Source organism: Photobacterium sp. S4TG1, assembly GCF_036040035.1.
In the GTDB taxonomy this organism is placed as follows: Bacteria; Pseudomonadota; Gammaproteobacteria; order Enterobacterales; family Vibrionaceae; genus Photobacterium.
On record NZ_JAYXUH010000004.1, the window covers coordinates 90,716 to 109,111 of the forward strand.

General features: G+C 38.9%; 15 protein-coding genes. 5 read left to right on the forward strand and 10 right to left on the reverse strand.

Annotation, left to right across the window (positions count from 1 at the left end; genetic code table 11):
* Window positions 1-136 precede the first annotated feature (136 nt).
* From VXS03_RS07385 to VXS03_RS07400, 4 genes are read right to left on the reverse strand one after another with little or no spacing between them, the layout of a single operon-like run.
* Complete coding sequence (locus VXS03_RS07385; RefSeq protein WP_327762943.1) at window positions 137-826, reverse strand: potassium channel family protein; 690 nt, start codon at window positions 824-826, stop codon at window positions 137-139.
* A gap of 13 nt (window positions 827-839) precedes the next feature.
* Window positions 840-1,949, reverse strand: coding sequence for a lipocalin-like domain-containing protein (locus VXS03_RS07390; protein WP_327762944.1), 1,110 nt, complete (start codon window positions 1,947-1,949; stop codon window positions 840-842).
* Window positions 1,949-4,408 (reverse strand): ABC transporter permease, encoded by a 2,460-nt coding sequence (locus VXS03_RS07395; RefSeq protein ID WP_327762945.1) that lies wholly within the window; start codon window positions 4,406-4,408, stop codon window positions 1,949-1,951. Before VXS03_RS07395 ends, VXS03_RS07390 begins: the two co-directional genes overlap by 1 nt.
* Entirely contained in the window at window positions 4,389-5,060 is a 672-nt protein-coding gene (locus VXS03_RS07400) for an ABC transporter ATP-binding protein (protein WP_327762946.1), read from the reverse strand. Before VXS03_RS07400 ends, VXS03_RS07395 begins: the two co-directional genes overlap by 20 nt.
* Window positions 5,061-5,610: 550 nt before the next feature.
* On the opposite strand from VXS03_RS07400, the gene VXS03_RS07405 reads away from it, so the two are divergent.
* Entirely contained in the window at window positions 5,611-7,071 is a 1,461-nt protein-coding gene (locus VXS03_RS07405) for an SDR family oxidoreductase (RefSeq protein ID WP_327762947.1), read from the forward strand.
* Between the two features lie 101 nt (window positions 7,072-7,172).
* Here VXS03_RS07405 and VXS03_RS07410 read toward each other — a convergent pair whose 3' ends face one another.
* Window positions 7,173-8,747, reverse strand: a complete 1,575-nt coding sequence (locus VXS03_RS07410; protein WP_419182527.1) for a BCCT family transporter — start codon at window positions 8,745-8,747, stop codon at window positions 7,173-7,175.
* Window positions 8,748-9,139: 392 nt separating this feature from the next.
* On the opposite strand from VXS03_RS07410, the gene VXS03_RS07415 reads away from it, so the two are divergent.
* Complete coding sequence (locus VXS03_RS07415; RefSeq protein WP_327762948.1) at window positions 9,140-10,609, forward strand: C69 family dipeptidase; 1,470 nt, start codon at window positions 9,140-9,142, stop codon at window positions 10,607-10,609.
* A 130-nt stretch (window positions 10,610-10,739) separates the two neighbouring features.
* On the opposite strand, the gene VXS03_RS07420 is transcribed toward VXS03_RS07415, so the two are convergent.
* Window positions 10,740-11,510, reverse strand: a complete 771-nt coding sequence (locus VXS03_RS07420) for a class II glutamine amidotransferase (protein ID WP_327762950.1) — start codon at window positions 11,508-11,510, stop codon at window positions 10,740-10,742.
* Between the two features lie 136 nt (window positions 11,511-11,646).
* Window positions 11,647-12,426, reverse strand: a complete 780-nt coding sequence (locus VXS03_RS07425; RefSeq protein WP_327762952.1) for an AraC family transcriptional regulator — start codon at window positions 12,424-12,426, stop codon at window positions 11,647-11,649.
* Between the two features lie 96 nt (window positions 12,427-12,522).
* Between VXS03_RS07425 and VXS03_RS07430 the strand changes: the two genes are divergently transcribed.
* The gene (locus VXS03_RS07430) at window positions 12,523-13,782 is read left to right on the forward strand and encodes a CynX/NimT family MFS transporter (RefSeq protein WP_327762954.1); all 1,260 of its coding nucleotides are present in this window, start codon (window positions 12,523-12,525) and stop codon (window positions 13,780-13,782) included.
* Window positions 13,783-13,862: 80 nt separating this feature from the next.
* On the opposite strand, the gene VXS03_RS07435 is transcribed toward VXS03_RS07430, so the two are convergent.
* The 3 genes from VXS03_RS07435 to VXS03_RS07445 form a co-directional block, all read right to left on the reverse strand.
* Window positions 13,863-14,477, reverse strand: a complete 615-nt coding sequence (locus VXS03_RS07435) for a glutathione S-transferase family protein (RefSeq protein WP_327762956.1) — start codon at window positions 14,475-14,477, stop codon at window positions 13,863-13,865.
* Between the two features lie 15 nt (window positions 14,478-14,492).
* Window positions 14,493-15,521, reverse strand: a complete 1,029-nt coding sequence (locus VXS03_RS07440) for an NADP-dependent oxidoreductase (RefSeq protein ID WP_327762957.1) — start codon at window positions 15,519-15,521, stop codon at window positions 14,493-14,495.
* Between the two features lie 105 nt (window positions 15,522-15,626).
* Window positions 15,627-16,217, reverse strand: a complete 591-nt coding sequence (locus VXS03_RS07445) for a TetR/AcrR family transcriptional regulator (RefSeq protein WP_327762958.1) — start codon at window positions 16,215-16,217, stop codon at window positions 15,627-15,629.
* A 201-nt stretch (window positions 16,218-16,418) separates the two neighbouring features.
* Between VXS03_RS07445 and VXS03_RS07450 the strand changes: the two genes are divergently transcribed.
* Together VXS03_RS07450 and VXS03_RS07455 are read left to right on the forward strand one after the other, a co-directional pair.
* A complete protein-coding gene (locus tag VXS03_RS07450) occupies window positions 16,419-16,991 on the forward strand; it encodes a hypothetical protein (protein ID WP_327762960.1) in 573 nt (190 codons plus the stop codon).
* A gap of 154 nt (window positions 16,992-17,145) precedes the next feature.
* Window positions 17,146-18,381, forward strand: a complete 1,236-nt coding sequence (locus VXS03_RS07455) for an MFS transporter (RefSeq protein WP_327762961.1) — start codon at window positions 17,146-17,148, stop codon at window positions 18,379-18,381.
* The last annotated feature ends 15 nt before the right edge of the window (window positions 18,382-18,396 follow it).

The window sequence follows — 18,396 nt, forward strand, 5'->3', positions numbered from 1 at the left end:
AAACCAGTGACATAGTAAATTTATATATATCACTATTTAGTCAGTCTTAGCAAAATAGCACTAAATGAAAAAAGAGAATAACCTTAATGATTATTCTCTTATTTATAATTCAATGTTCACGGCTTCAGACTACAGATTAGTCATCGAGATGATCAATAAAATATTGCTCACGACTTGAACTAACTAAACTTGATACCACAATCGCCATATAAAATACGCCAACAATTGCTTCAAGATAAGCAAAGACTTTAGCAATCGGCATTACGGGCAAAATATCGCCATACCCTAATGTGGTTAAAGTAACAAAACTAAAGTAAGCAGCATCAGCAAAATTCTCATGCCATGCTCCCTTATTGAGGCCTTGAAATGAGTCTGGTAAAAAATGGATAAGAATTAAATAACCAATAGCCCACATTAAACCGAGCAATAAAAACAATGCCATTGAGCCAATGATTTTGTTGCTGTTAATCGAACCTGTAAAAAGTATTTGGCGCATAATTGAACGAAACGTGCCATAGAAGAAAACAAACATCAATAACAGCATGATAATTTCTATTTCTTCAATGCCTAACACGGTTCGAGTAATCACAGCTATCAGCCACGCAACCACTAATGATGATAAAAAGCGGAACCAATTTTTATCAAAGCGTAAACTCAATAAGCAAATACCAAAAGTAATAAACGTAAAAACTTCTAGTATATATTGCAATAAACCCGTTGTAATAACCTTATCTAAAGATGCGCTAATTAATAAAAACACTAATGCTAAAGTTAAGTAGAAAAAATTATTTTGATTATTTATCCGTTGGGCGTGTTTACTCAACATTTATCAATATTCCTTATTTGTTTTCATAACCAGTAAGTTCCATAAACCCTTTGCCGCCTTGGGTTCCAGTGACCTTTATCGAACCTTCCCAATAAGGAAACATAAAATGTAACCATTGATCTTGACGAACAACACTGGTCTGGAGTTTTAGTCCTTGTGATGGCACTTCAATTAACCAGTTAAGTGGAAATGAAATACCACTCACTTTGTAAAAGTGCATCGGTTTCATTCGAATTTGGTTATTATCTAACTCTACCACTCGACCATCAGGCCAAGAGCGTGAACCAATAAAATAGGGTCTTTGTCCTTCTTCACGCAATTGCGATACCATCAAAGCACTGCCGTCATTAAGGTGAATAGCAAACCAATCCCAACCTTGTTGCTTGGCGCTGAGCATACTACTGCTCCACTCACGATCAAACCAACCGCGACCGCTCACTTTATATCGCTTGCCATCTAATATAATAGTTCCATTTATATCTAAAAATGGAGCACTGTAGTAGTAAGAAGCAATACCTAATAAGGGATGTTTTTGGCTGTATCCTTTATCTCCTTGTAAAACGATAGCCCCTTTTTGGTTTATGCTTAATCGCGCAGACATATCATTATCGGAAAACTCAAGGCGCCCAGGAAAAGGATCACTGGTCGCCGCTCGCCATGACCAATTATCTAGCCATGCTCGAAAAGGTTTAAGATTAACTCCCGCTTGTCCAATTCCACCACGCGCAAATCTTTCCGCCGCCCAAATTTTATCTTCCGTTGTAATAACAGCATGTGCCATATACATTTGAGGTGTTTTCCACCCACTCAAATCTTCGTCATTGGTCGCCATGCGAAATAACGTCCACTGCACCGCAATTTCTTTTCCTGCTTCCGTTTTAAGGTTAGCCGTTAAATACCACCACTCAGCAAGATATTCAGGGTGCTCACCATGATCTTTAGGAAACGAGATCGGTTCCCCTTTTAACACAGGTTCAAACACAAAATCTTTAGACTGCGTAAGCATTTTTACTGAATTACTTCTCGTTGGTTGATTATCACAACCACTTAACAGCATCATTCCCATTAACATTATAGATAAAGAAAATAAATGCCAACGAGCTTGCTGAGTTGAAACTTTCATTAAAATGACTCTCGCAAAGATAAAATCGCAGACCGATGAACTAAACGCCATACTGGCCATGCTCCAGCAACGAGCAATGCTAATAAAGCTGTGCCTAACGTCATAAAATAATCATAAGGAAAATATTGAACTTGCATCGTCCAACCAAAGGAATATTTCAGCACAACATCAATTAAAAGTTGTGCTAAAAGTAGACCTAATGGTAGTGCTATCAAGGCAGTCATCAAACCAATAACTAATAATTGCCCGCCTCCTAATAACGATAATTCAACCCCAGTCATTCCCATACAACGTAATAAGGAAAACTGTCGTTGCCGTGAGATTTCACCTGCTATTGTCGCAAAGAACAAACCACAAATAGCAATGAACAAAGTTAGATTACCCAGTGTTGATGTCACAACAAAAGTGCGATCAAATACTGTCATTGCTTGCTTCATTAATGCCGCATTATTGCGTATTCGCTCAGGCTGTAACAGGAAGCGTTCACCTAATTTCGCTAATAATTGTTCTGAATTCGCGCTATTTTTTAAATGAATCCCTAATCCTACTTGCCCTGAATGAGGCCAAAAACGTTGCCATTTTTGCTGGGAAATTAAGACTTGTCCATACGGGTTACCATAATCATAATAAATACCAACAACATGCCAGTTTTTATTCATAGGAGCAGGAAGGTCAATAAAATCACCTGGCTGCCAATGGTGTTTCAACGCCATAGATTCACTGACCATAACGGCACGATCATGATGTAATTGCTGCCAATAGTTATCGAGGCTTACCTTTACTGACAACGCGTTTTGCTCACCTGATGTTTGCCCAATACTCATAACTTGGATCGTACCATTACTTGAGCGAGTCGCTTTTTGACGGCTCCACCACACTTGATCAACTTCAGGTTGTTGTTGCAGCCATTTTGATATCCGTGGTGCCATGTTCATTGAAGGACGAATATAAATATCCGCTGCTAGACGCTGCTCAAGCCAATTTTCCGTTGTATTACGAAAACTGCCAACCATTGTCTCCATTCCAATATTAGACGCTAATGCCAGCATAAAGGCCATTGCAGCGATACCGCGATAACTTAAACTCGCCGCAGCATCAAAGAAAAACCATCGCATACGCGCTTTACTACTGATATTGCCAAGAAAATGAAACAGTAACCACAGCAAATAAGGCATCATTAAGCCAGAAGCAATGAGAATAAAGGCAATTAAAACAAATCCGGTTAATTGCCCATGAGCTAATTTATAAACAATCCCTGCTCCAATAATAAAAACACAGGAAAACAAGGCTTGCCACGCAAATTCTCGACCACTAAAACGCACTAAAGATAAATGCGTTGCAAGTCGTGCTGGTGGCGATTTCACTAAACGTACCACCGGCCATGTACAAGCAAAAGCACAGCCAAAAACAGCAATGGCTAAACTTGCAGCCCCCCATTGCCAATTCCAATGTACTTGTAAGCCGACATTGGCGTTATATAAATCATTTAATGATGCAGCAACCGATGGCAATAATTGTTGTGCAAGTAACAACCCAATAAGATTACCGCCAACCAGACCCACTAATACCCATAAGCACAATTCACCAATCAATGCTCCAGCAAGTTGCGTCCCACTTACACCTAATTGACGCAAGATACCCACTAACGGTTGTCGTTGTGCTAAAGAAAGCGACATTGCTTGATAGAAAATGAATAATCCCACTACAAATGCCAGCATACCCATAGCAAATAAATTCAAATGGAATGCATTGGTTAGTGGTTCTAACTTAGCATTATGTTGACGTTCAAGCGTCAATCCTGGAGGCAGAATATGTGTCAATTTCGTTAACTGTTTACTACTCATTTCACCGCATACAATCGCGCTAAAACCAGAACTCGGTTGTAACTCTCGCAGCAAAGCAATATCAGCAATCATACGAGAATCATTCATACGACTGTCATTGATCACTTTCATCGGACCTATTTGACGCCCAGAATTAAGCGTAAGCATATCTCCGTCTTTAATACCAATATAACTCGCCAAATGCTGACCTAGCATAATCGGATACGGAGGGCGCATTAATTGTAATAGCTGAATTTTACTACCATTCATGGCGCTATTTTTAACAGCACCAAAGATCGCTACAGGATCAATACCTAATAATTGAAAATCTCGTTGTTTTTCTGTAATGATACGATGTTCGACTAATGGCGCACACGTTTTAAGCCCCGCTCGACGCATTTGAATGTAAAAACCTTGCGGTACAGTCATGCCAATCTGAGCGTGGCGAATACGGTATGGAAAAGGATTAGAAAAAAGTTGTTCGCCTTTACGGTAGCTTTCTTTTGCTTGTTGATTAACGCCCATTACACCAACTAATAATGCAATACCCAGTGTTAATCCAAGCCATACTAAAACAATTTGTAATGGGTGACGACGATAGTGTCCCCAAAGCGCACTAGCTACGGGGCGTAACATGTAACTGACCTCCCTGTAAGCGAATACAGCCTTGCATATGTGCAGCAACTTTCTCACTATGGGTAACAACTAATAAAGTGCAGTTGAGGTGTTTTGTTAAGGTAATCAGCAATCGAATAACAGCATCTGCATTGCGTTCATCTAAGCTCCCTGTTGGTTCATCCGCTAATAACAATGTCGGTTCCATATAAATAGCACGCGCAATGGCAGCACGTTGCTGTTGTCCCCCTGAAATTTCTTCAGGATAACGAGATAATAATGACATTAAATCCAAGGCAGAAATTAGCTTCAACCATAGCTTGTCATCGTCAGGAAGCCCTTTTAGCTGACGACAAAAACGAATATTATCAGCCACAGTTAACGTTGGTAATAAATTATATTGTTGAAAAACAAGGCCAATATTTTCACGACGAAAGGCCGTTCGTTCACGTTCAGAAATTGCATGTATTGCCGTATCACCGAGCCATATTTCACCTGATTCAGGTTTATCAAGCCCCGCAATTAAATTCAGTAATGTACTTTTCCCTGAACCACTTTCTCCCATAAGTGCTAATTGCTCTCCAGAATTTAAAGATAAATTAGCGCCCTGAAGCACAGAATGAAACTCGGTACCGTCTAGATACCCTTTGCAGAGTTCAGATAGTCGTAACATGTTCAATCACCAACGTTTGCTTACATTACAAATTAATCACTCTTTATTTTAAAAATCGAATCATTAAAATAAATAGTTATTCAATAATACCTATTTTATTCCTCACAGAACAGCTTAGCTATATAAGTATTATCTTTTATCACGCTTTCTTTTTCGAATATTCTTCTTAAACAACAAACAGCTACCATTAGGGTTAAAAAAATATCATTAAAAAATTTTTTATCTTTCTAATTTTAATTTAATAACTATCATATAAAAATACATATAAATGAATTAATAACCATACGAATAGTTTAATTATCCCGCTGATTTGGTTAATTTATATCGCTCTATTTTGTTATTAAATGAATCAGCACAACCATATGCATAAAAACCCATAACAATCATGGTGATAATAATCATATTAACCAGTAAAAACTATCATCTTTTGCAGTTTATTATTGCTTTTAATCAATAAAAAGCCATTATCTTTAAAGGCGATATTAAAAAATTTAAGAACAGAACTTTTTGCCTATTTATATCGCAAAACGGAATTTAGAGTGGTTATTTAATGAGCAGAAATATACTTGTCGTTGGCGCTTCTGGTTATATTGGCAGTCATCTTGTGCCTGATTTATTAAAATTAGGCCATCACATAACAGCAACTGGACGGAACCTCAAGCTATTAGAGAAACGTGGCTGGGGAAATATTGATAATCTAACGTTAGTTGAATTAGATTTAAACATTAACCAAGATTTAACGGATCTATTTACAGATATCGATACCGTTTATTTTCTGGTTCATGGTATGAATCATGGTCATGATTTTATTGAATTTGAACTCGATTGCGCTAAAAATTTTAGTCAGTATCTTGCCCTAAGTGAAGTAAAACATCTGATCTATCTTGGCGCATTACAATCACCAACCAGCCAATCGAAACATTTAATGGCACGCAAAGAAACAGGTAATATTCTTCGTGATAGCGGGAAATGTGTCACTGAACTTCGAGCAGGGATTATTATTGGGCCGGGATCTGCCGCATTTGAAGTCATGCAAGACTTTGTTTATCACTTACCTGTAATGTTAACTCCGCGTTGGGTCACTTCACGTAACTCTCCTATTGCCCTGCGTAACTTACTTTATTATCTCACTCAACTTATTGATTGCCCTTATGACGACAACCTTATCTTAGATGTCGCGGGTCCTGAACAAATGACCTACAAAGATCAAATGGTTCGCTTAAGCAAAGTCCATGGTAAAACAATTAAAGTAATTCCATTGAGATGGTTAAGCCCTCAAATGGCAACCTATTGGCTTCGTTTTATAACGTCGGTTCCAACGAATATTGCCCGCGCACTTATTGGAGGATTAAGTTGCGATCTTCCTGCTGACGGCAGTGAACTTCAACGTCGAATACCTCAACATCTGATCAGCTATGAAGAAGCAATTCAAGAAACACTGGTCATGAATGCTGAAGTCGTTAAAAGCGAAATCTGGGGATTTGATCCTGATGCCCTACTACGCTGGCAAACGGGCTATGGCTATTATCCTAAACAAGCAGGTTATACGCTTAAAACTGATGCAAGCTGCGAAGACTTATGGCGTCAGGTACAACTTGTTGGTGGCGAAGAAGGCTATTTTTATGCCAATGGATTATGGCGAATACGAGAATGGATGGATGCCATGATTGGTGGCGATGCTCTCAAGCGTTATCGGCGTGATCCTCAACAGTTACAATTAGGCGATCAAATTGATTCATGGAAAGTGATCAGCCTTGAGAAAAATCATTTCCTATCACTATTATTTGGAATGAAAGCGCCTGGTTTAGGCCGATTAGAATTTACCATTGAAGATTGTGGTGATCATCGAACTATCGACATTCGTGCGTGGTGGCATCCAAAAGGTTTTATGGGGCTACTGTATTGGTTTGCGATGATGCCAGCCCATTTGTTTATTTTTCGAGGCATGACCCATGCCCTAGTCAACCGTTGTAAAGCAAAAATACAACAAGGCAATATAGAAACAAAATAATGCCGCCTCTCTCAATGCTCAAAATAAAGCGAAAAAAAAAACCGAAAGCACAACACTTTCGGTTTTTTGTTAATTTAACACCCAAAATCACAGCGGTCTCATTATGCTGCTTTTGCTGTTTTAGATGCACAGGTCATTTTCAATGCCGCTATAGGTCCACTTAATAGTGTTAGCCCGATCAGTAATGATACTGGCACTGCAGTAATAACAATAAAGGATTGCAATGCATTTAAACCACCATCACCAGCTAATAACAACACTGCAGCCACAACCCCCATGGTAATTGCCCAAAATAAACGGTGTTTACTGCTTGGTTCATTATCACCAGAAACCACCATCGCAATTGAATATGCCATTGAATCACCAGTGGTCACCACAAATGTTGTGGTTAACACTAAAAATGCCGGTAATAAAATGTAACTTAACGGTAAATTAGACAGTGTTGCTAACAATACTGAAGGTAAACCGCCATCATTCAACGGACCTGAAATCATTCCTGGGTTATTTAGCTCTAATGAGATACCAGTACCACCTAGCACGGCAAACCAAAAGTTTGTCGCAATTGGCGCACCAACAGCAACACACAAGATTAAACTGCGAATGCTACGACCTTCAGAGATACGAGCAATGAAGATTGCCATCATTGGTGCAAAACCAATGAACCATCCCCAGAAGAACCATGTCCACCATAAATTCCATTCAGGCTTTGCAGTCGTCAAACTCATTGAACCCATGTTTTGTATATAGCTACCAAATGCCGTGCCGAACTCTTTTAATAGAAAGGTTGTTGGCCCTAAGATTAGCATTGCAGCTAACAGTACAAATGCGCCGATAACATTAAGGCGTGATAACCACTGTAAGCCTTTATCCATACCAGATGCAGCCGAAGCAGAATAAATAGCCACCACAACAGCTAAAATAATAAGCTGAGATTGAGTATTGTTTTCTAAGCCTGTTAATAACTCGAGGCTATAACCTAACTGAGAAGCTAAAAAACCAATAGGTCCAATAGTACCCGCCGCAACAGCAATAATTGAACATGCATCAATCACACTGCCGACCCAATGATTCTCTAAACGATGACCAAAAAGTGGGAATAATAAAGCGCGTGGACGAAGTTTAATGCCATGTTCATGGTGAGCATACATTAAAACAATCGTTGAAAGTGTACCAAGTACAGCCCAAGCAAGAAAACCCCAGTGTAAAAAGGCCTGATCTAATGCTGGCGTTACTGCGGCAAGCGTACCACCTTCTATACCAGGGAATGTTGGTGAAGGTGTCATGAAATGATAGATAGGTTCAGCGGCTGACCAAAAAACACCGCCACCAGCAAGTAGCGTACACATGATCATGGCTAACCAACGAAAAGTGCCAATAGTTGGTTTAGCAACGCTGCCCATCACTTTTTTACCTAGTGGACTAATCGCTACAATGAGTGCCAGAAAAAAGTTAACCAGCATCAACCACTGCCAACTTGAACCAAAGCTGTTTGCAGCAGAGCTGAATGATGTTTGAATCATCGAGGTAAAAGCAGGCATATCAATTAAAGCAGAAAGAACGAATAAGGTGATGAACCCAATCGTTAGAGCTGGAACGAGTTTATTGTCTAAACCTTTTAGTCCCATAACTATATTTGGAGCTACGTTGTTGCTAATTTGACTTGTATTGCGTCGCATAAATGTCTCACGCTGTGTGTGAGGGAAGACACACTATCAGCATCCAAACCGTAACGCTAGTTAAATTTTCTCTATGATTTTCAAAGAAAAAGACATTTAATACATCATTTCATAAGATTGTAATTTGAAAACATAAACTTATAACTTGTCATACAAATTTGCTTTTTGAGAAATAAATATAATCGCAACCATCAAAAATACTCATTAAACTTTGATCATATCAAAACTTAAAAATGGTTACTGAACAAACAAATTTTAAATGAATCGATGCAAACTTAGTTATCATTTAACTATTTTAGACGATGTATTGAGTGTGATATTTCACGCAAATACCCCAATTTCGATGCCCTATAGTAATAAGCACTTTTTTAACGGCAATGGATTGGTATCTTATGAAATACACCTTACTTTACACAGTAGTCTCGGCAACAATTTCCCCATCAGTTTTAGCTTGCACGACAATTTTAATCGGTAACCAAGCCACAACAGATGGCAGCTATATTATTGCGAGGAATGCGGACCATAGCCCATTAGTCAATCCGCACTGGTTTAATCATCCTCATCAAACGAATAAAACGGGTGAATTTCGCTCTAGTAGCAATGCGTTTACTTACCCTTTACCTGCAACCAGTCTTGCTTATAGCAGTTTTTCTAAAGCAAAAACGCATGACACTTCTTTTGGTTCTGCGGGCTTTAATGAGCTTGGAATTGGAATGTCAGCCACGGAAACTATTTATAATAACCCCACTGTCCTTGCCGTTGATCCTTACAATGAAAAAGCGGGTATCAATGAAGATTCAATTGTTAATGTCATTTTACCGCGAGCGAAATCAGCTAAAGAAGGCGTGCAGCTTTTAGGTGAAATTATTGAAAAGCAAGGGGCTGCAGAAGGATTTGGCGTTGCTTTTGTTGATAAAACGGGAATTTGGTATTTAGAAACAGGCAGCGGTCATCAATGGATGGCAACCAAACTCGATAATAACGACTATTTTGTTTCTGCTAATCAAGGCCGATTACAACAATTTGATCCTGATAACACAGATAAATATCTTTCAAGTTCAACGCTAATCAGTTTTGCGATTGCTCAAGGTGTTTATAAACCTCAGCAAGATGGCCCTTTTAATTTTCACCGTGCCTATTCCATCGATAACAACAACGATCGTCTTTATAATTATCCACGCGTACATACTTTACAGCATATGTACAGTAGCGGTATTAAAACAACTTTAGCCGATCCACAAGGTTTTCCTGTCTTTGCTGAGCCTGCACATAAATTATCGATCGATGATGTTAAACAAGGGCTACGAAATCATTATCAAGGTACTTCCCATGATCCTTATACTAACGTTAACCCTAAAGAAACTTACCGTCCCATTTCTGTCTTTAGAGCCTACCAATCTCATATTCTCCAAATTAATCCAGTATTACCTCAGGCGATCGGAGAAGTAGCTTATATTGGCTGGGGCATGACCGATCTCACCCCTTATATTGCGTTTTATCAAGGCGCGAAAATTCCGGCTATTTACAAAACAGGCGTCGGCACCATGGCCGATAATTTGTCAGCCTATTGGCAGTTACGTAAAGTACAAACCCTTGCAATGACTGACTATAATCAGTTTGCACCAATGGTTAAAAAAGCCTATGCCGAATTTGAAAAGAAACAAGCCGCACTTATGGCACAAACACAAAAAGATTATTTAGCAATCTATAAAACTGAACCTCAAAAAGCACAAGCGCTACTGAATAATTTTGAATTAACGGTCACTAATCAAGCAATGGCAACAGCGAATAATCTTCAAAATAGAATTATTACTAAGATGACATTAGATACCAATGCTATTTATCCATTTACAGGCGCTTAACTAACGGTCTTATGACTATACTCAACCTCAATACTGTGTAACAAAACAGTTAATTTCGCGAGTTATGACTAAGCAGATATTAAAAAGGCAGCCCGATTAAGACTGCCTTTTCAATATTACACATTCCTGATTAATCAATAATTAAGTCATGCTGCGTGCAATGATGATTAACAATATGTGTAATGGTTTGACGTGGAATTTTTTGCCATGAATCAGAATGATCTAATGGTTCAGAAGCAAGGATCGTTTTATTGTCTAAGCACTGAATAAACACCGGTGGTGGCTGATGGTCTGAACTATAACGAACCACCCAAAATTGCTCACCATCTGAAATACAAAGCGATGTTTTTAACGGCCCTGTTATCGACTTATCTTCCATTGCTTGTTCAATTTCATATAAAGTTTGATTAATCGCAGCAATAGGGTCAATACGAAGCCCATTTTTAATCATCATCAAGAAAATTAATTCACTGTCAGTCGTGCCAACTCGTTTTAAAAATAGCGCTTCGGTTAATTGACGGACTAACGTGAATTTTACCTGATCAAAACCACTGATTTGACCATTATGCAGAAACATCCAATTATCAAGAACAAACGGATGACAATTTACTCGAGAGACTTGCGAGCCTGTTGAATGACGAATATGTGCCATAAAACGATGTGAACTAATATGATGCGCTAACGAGCGTAAATTCTCATCACCCCATGCGGGTAAAATATCATGATAATAGCCCGGTAATGCACGATGAGAATACCAGCCTAAACCAAAGCCATCGCCATTCGCACGTATAACGCGCTTTTTATTCGATTCGACACTTTGCTGAATTAATGAATGTTCAGGCTGATAAATCAATTCATCTAAATAGATACTGTCACCATGATAGGCTAACCATCGGGACATAACGTATTCCTTACTCAAAACAACACAGACTAAATAAGTTACTTAATTTACCATGCACAACCACTGAGCACTATGCTTATATTATTTTTCACAACTCGCCTATTTACATATAGATAGTCATAGTAAGAGAGGTTAATTATCGTTGTTTCATGTATTTTTTTGGCGGTCGTCCTAAGGTTTTTTTAAAAAACAAAATAAAAGCACTGACTGATTCATAGCCTAAATCTTCTGCTACACGTTGTACGGATTCTCCCATCGAAAGTTTTTGCAGTGCTACTACAATATGTAACTGCCCTCGCCAGCGACCAAAGGTCAATCCAATTTCATGTTTAACCAAGCGTGCTAAGGTACGTTCACTCATCGCAAATTGTATCGCCCATTCACCCACGGTTTTTCGGTCTCCAGGACTTGCTAATAAACATTGTGCTATTTGGTGTAACCGAGGTTCAGACGGAATAGGAAAATCAAACTGCTCAGTTGGCATAACGATTAATTCATCGACCAACACCTCGACTAAACGTGCTACGGTGCCTTCTTTAGCGTAATTCTGTTGCTCTTGCGCCAGACGAATAATTAGCTCTCGCAATAATGGAGTAATAGAAAGCGTGCATGCTTTATTTGGCATTCCAATAACATCTTGATCAACAAACAGCATACACACATCAGCATCTACTGAAATATGATTACTATGCGGAACCTGACTCGGAATCCAAACGGCGCAATGTGATGGCACCATCCACACCGCATCATCAATATGACATTTAGCAAACCCCGTTAACGGCATCACTAATTGACCTTTATAATGTTGGTGGAATGGCATTTCTGCCTCTTTTTCAATACCCGCAACCCGTAATGCTAGTACCTTTTGTGGATATAGATCGGTATCAAACCCCATAATATTGGTTTTAACATTCATAATATGACCGTTTTAGACTATAAAATGTCAATACAACCAAATAAAGAAATGAATGTAAAGCCTATTATGACCTCCATCTTTTTATAGGAGGCAGGTATGTCACACTCCATTCGTAAACTCTCACATCCTACATTAGTAATTATAGGTATTTTATTAATAGCAAGTAACCTTCGCGCCCCTATTGCAGGTTTGGGTCCAATTCTAGAATTTATCTCTCATGATCTTCATTTATCATCAACACAAGCAGGTATGTTAACAACACTACCTTTGCTTGCCTTTGCCCTTTTCTCACCTATATCTTCTGGGCTAGCAAGAAAAATAGGCCTTGAATCTTCGTTGATGATCGCCCTGACACTGGTTTCATTAGGGATTATCATTCGTTCATCAGGCTCAATGGCAACGCTTTTTTTAGGAACTTGTATTATTGGGATAGGTATTGCGATTGGTAATGTTTTATTACCCAGTTTGCTTAAAAGAGACTTTCCAACTCAAGTACCAACATTAACAGCCATCTATGTACTTGTTATGGGGATTGGCTCAACCATCAGTTCTAGCACTGCTATTCCGCTGTTAAACTTAGCAGAAAAACTCCATATTAGCGCTATACCATCGTGGGCGTTTTCATTGGCTAGCGTCATTGTGTTTCCTGCACTGTCTATTTTAGTATGGTTACCGCAGTTAAATACTCGTACTCGTCCGTCAATTGATACGGCAGATATAGATAGCCATAGTTATTTATGGCGTTCAGCCGCTGCGTGGCAAGTGACAATATTTCTCGGTCTTAACTCATTTGTTATGTATATATTTATCAGTTGGTTACCAAGCATATTGGTTGCTAATGGCTATACAGAGAATCAAGCGGGTTATATTCACGGCATATTTCAATTATCAACAGCTATTCCTGCGTTGGTCCTTATTCCACTGATGGTAAAAATAAAAGATAAACGTGGTATGAGCGTCGCAATCGCAATACTGTCATTCTCAAGTATTTTAGGGCTACTATTAATACCTGAACATGCCATTCTATGGGTGATTTGTATTGGTTTTAGTTGTGGTGGTGGCTTTATTTTGGGTCTGTCTTTTGTTGGAATTCGTACTCATGATGCACACCAAGCCGCCGCATTATCGGGTATGGCGCAATGCATGGGCTATCTATTAGCAGCAAGCGGTCCTATTATTTTTGGCTCGTTACACGAAATGACTGCCAGTTGGCTATTGCCTTTATTAATGGCCGCAAGTATTTGTGTTGTATGGGCTTTATTGGCATTGTATGCAGGTCGACCCCACGTTATTATGCGAACACAAACAGGCAAAGATATTATTATCGATAATACCCACCCTCGACATCAATCTTAATCGAGACTTCATTATTTGATAACTGCCATATAACAAAAAAGGTCACTCAAAAGTGACCTTTAATACAAAATAAAAAACAGTTATTCCAATTGCTGCTCAATCTGTTGCGCTTTAACAAATTTATCATGCGTTGCTAACTGTGTTTGATAGCGTTGAATATTAGGATAATTGATAATCATACCGTTGTTTTGCAGTATTTCAGCAATAAACGACATCATGATATCAGCACCAGTAAGCCGCTCTTCAACTAAGTATGTTTTGTCTTCAAGAGCTTGTTCAAAATACCCAATAACTTTTTCTGCTTCAATGTCAGCATAACCTTCTAAGAAGTTGGTTTTAGCTCCATCTTTAGCCACAAACATCTTTAATAATAACGGTAAAATAGCCGAGCTTTCAGCGAAATGAAGCCATTGTAAATATTCAATGTAAGCAGTTGTTCCAGCCTTAGGTGCTAAATTAGGGCTATACGTCTGAATTAAATATTCAGTAATAGCACCAGACTCCGCAATTACCGTACCGTTGTCTTCAATAACAGGTGATTTACCTAACGGATGAATATTTTTCAATTCTGGCGGCGCTAGAAAAGTGACAGCGTCACGCTCGTATGGTTTTACCTCATAAGCTAAGCCAAGCTCTTCTAACAACCAAATAATACGTTTTGAACGTGATTTATTTAAATGATGAAGTGTGATCATATTCTATTCACCTTACTATTGAGCTTGATTGGTTTGAATAACAAGTTTGCCAAAGTTCTTACCGTCTAATAAACCAATAAACGCTTGAGGGGCATTTTCTAACCCTTGCACTAAATCTTCACGATAATGGATTTTACCTTCCGCTAACCATTGGCTCATATCTGTGGCAAATTCATCATAACGATCAGCATAATCATCAAAGATAATAAAACCTTGCATCTTAATACGCTTAACCAATAACGTTCCCATTAGCATCGACATGCGATCAGGTCCTTGAGGTAACTCAGTCGCATTGTACTGAGAAATCAAGCCACATAATGGAATACGCGCACCAGTATTAAGTAACGGCAATACTGCATCAAAGACTTTACCACCAACATTTTCATAATAAATATCAATACCGTTATCACAAACAGCTGCCAGTTGTGCCGCAAAATCATCAGCTTTATGATCAATACAATCATCAAACCCTAGCACATCTTTAGCATAGCGGCATTTTTCTTCGCCACCTGCGACACCAATAACTCGACAACCCTTAATTTTACCAATCTGCCCCACCATTGAACCCACGGCACCAGTTGCAGCCGCCACAACAATCGTGTCACCCGGCTTAGGTTGACCAATATCAAGCAAGCCCATATAGGCAGTAAAACCAGGCATTCCCATCACCCCTAAGGCATAGGATGGATGTGTTAGCTGCATACCTAATTTAATTAATCCGTCACCATTTGATACAGCATAATCTTGCCAACCTGAATAAGATAATACCCACTCACCTTTTGTAAAATCAGCATGGTTAGACTGCTCAACTTGACATACCGTACCACCAACCATGACCTCATCTATCGAAACCGGATCAGCATATGATTTAGCATCACTCATACGACCGCGCATATAAGGATCTAATGATAAATACACACTTCGCAGTAGAATCTCCCCGCCTCCAATCACCGGAACAACGGTTTGTTCTAGACGAAAATTATCAGCTGTTGGAGCACCAACAGGGCGAGATGCTAATACGATTTTGCGGTTTACGTTTGTCATTGAGCTATCCTTTTCTTTTTCTATTAAATATTAGACCAGTCGTCTAGTGCTGAGTTTCAAAAAATCCCATCATTAAATAATGGGATAATTAATAGCTGACCACTACTAAACTACTGACTGTAGCTGCGTTTTGGTTGTTGCAAGCGCTTGCTGTAATACTGTAACGTCTTGGCTAAGCTTATAAAACAAACTAGCACCAAGCCATAATTGATATAATGTTTGAGCCGTTAATTGACTATCTTTTACCGTAATTGAACCGTCTTTAATGCCATTATCAATGCATAACGTAATTAGGTTTACAATGCTGTAAGCCCCTTTTTTCAAAGCTTCCCGCATCGGTTCAGACAAATCAGAGACTTCAGCACTGAGCTTAACCACTACGCATTTATTAGCGTTACAAGTGCCGTTATCAATGGTTAACCAGCGTGAAAAATAGTCAGTCAAACGATCAAAACCCGTTCCCTTACCTTGTACTAAAATAGCGGAAACCTGCTCTAGATATTGTTCAAAATAATGATGAATTAACGCCTCACCAAACTGCTCTTTTGACTTAAAGTAATGATAAAAAGAACCTTTTGGTACCGCTGCTGTTTTTAAAATTTCTGACAAACCAACATTTGTGAATCCTTTGCTCACCACAAGTTGGTAACCAATATCTAAAATATGCTGACGTGTATCGTTTGTTTTCGTTTTCATACACTAACTATAAGTCCGACTAGACCAGTCGTCTAGTGTTATGAGAAAATTATTTTTAATAGCATTGTTACCACTTGCAATAAATAACTTGTTTCTATCTTATTTATATCGGCGGATATTAATAGACATACAGCGCCGAACACGTATGATCGTCAACAATTAGCAAAACACCTGTATTACACTGTCAATTGGAATATCGTTTTGATTAGAGAAAATGTCTTTACCCCTTTTGCAACTTGGAGCAAGCCTTTAGTTTCTGAAGTTGCAGAAGCTATTAACCTTTTAAAAGATAATGGTTATGATGCCAAGCAACTTACATTAGCTACGGGTCTACAAGAAAAAAACATCTGTAATTGGACTGCTAAATATAAAAAAGAGCCATTGGATGTTTCTTCAATCCCTTACCCTTGCTGGTGTTTTATTGCCGCACTGATTGGCCGACCTAACATCGCAACCAATGGCAAAATAATTGAAGTTGAAGAGATCAAACGTGTATTACGCTTATTTAAGCCTTCTGCGTTTGGCAGTCAAAATACGTTTGTTTGCCCAACTAGCGATCAGTTCGCAAAATTGATCGACAGCGGTTTATTTGCAGAAATGACCACTGAAAATATCGCGGCATTATTTAACTGGAAACCAGAGAACGTCACTGAAAGTTTAGGTGCAGGTAAATTACCTTACTTAAACTGGTGCCTAATCATGATGATGTTTGGCATTAACGTTCAAAAAATGGCATTAAAAGACTTGGACAATGAGATTACTATTAACCAGTAATTCTCCTCGTTAGTCGCTTAAACATACGCCTTGTGATTGGTCTTTACCCACAAGGCGTTGTTTATTTATTAATATCTGAACCAGTAATAACTTGATTCATCGTAATACCTGATTAAAATAGTCGATTATTCTCGCAGTCAGGATCTCACAGCATATGCCAACGACAACTCACCATTTGGCGTTAAAACCTACCACCTTATTTACGCTCTATTGCATTATCTTCCTTGGCTCTGCGGGATTTTTTATTACGATCCCAGCGTATGTGAGTTTATTTTTAACTGATCACTCACTTGCTATCGCACAAAATATGCCAATCGAACAACGTCGTACTTTATTTGGTACGGTGATGTCAGCCGCTCCCTTTATCTCCATGTTTTTCACCCCATTCATTGCCCGTTTTGCTGACCGCTTTAACCGTAAAGTAACCATGATCTTATGTTTGATCATTGCTGCGATTGGTTTTGCAATGCCGATCTATGCCATTGTGATCGGATCAATTGCATTGTTATTTGCAGGAAACATGATCAATAGCCTTGGCTCTGCTAGTCAACCAATTGCACAAGCAATTCTTGCTGACAATAGCCGAGGAAAGACCAAAGCAACATTAATGAGTATGGTGGCAGTGGTAATGACAGCGGCAATGTCATTTGGCCCAGCATTAGGCAGTAAATTATCAGCAACCTATGGCACTCAAGCACCATTTTATGCATGTCTTATTATTGCTATCTTTTGCTTGGTGCTATTACAAATGGTTCGGTTGCCACTGCAAGTCACTTTACACAATGAAAATCCACTGTCTTTTGTTGCCCCATTAAAACGTAGCCAATCAGGTTTATTGGCTTGTTTAGCGATCGTTTTTATTTGCCAATTTAGTTGGAGTTTATACTTTCAAAATATCGCGTTTATTTTCCCTCAGAAATGGGACATTAGTGTAGAAAGCAGCTTCTACCAATATTTTATGATGGCTATTGGTGTTGTCATGATCTGTTCGCTACTACTTCTTCCTCGATTGATTCTCGCGCGTATTAACGTACTCACTGCATTACGGATCACAACCCTATTCGCAGCGATTGGTATGATTTTATTAGCGATAACACCAACACCAAATACACACATTGCTGCGATGATATTTACTGCAGTCATGGTTGCGATTGCATTTCCTTTTTACATTACGGCATTATCAGACAGAGCCAGTGAAGCAGATCAAGGTTGGGTAATGGCAATGTCAAGCGCTATGGTTGGTCTTGCATGGACATTAAGTGGCTATTTGACCAGTGTATTTGTCAATATTGATTTAATTCTACCGACAGCAATTGCCGCCATCGGTTATGTGATTGCGATGATTATCGTCCCTAAAAAAACAGTGATTATCGTTACCGCAACGAATTAAAAGAATGAATAGGAC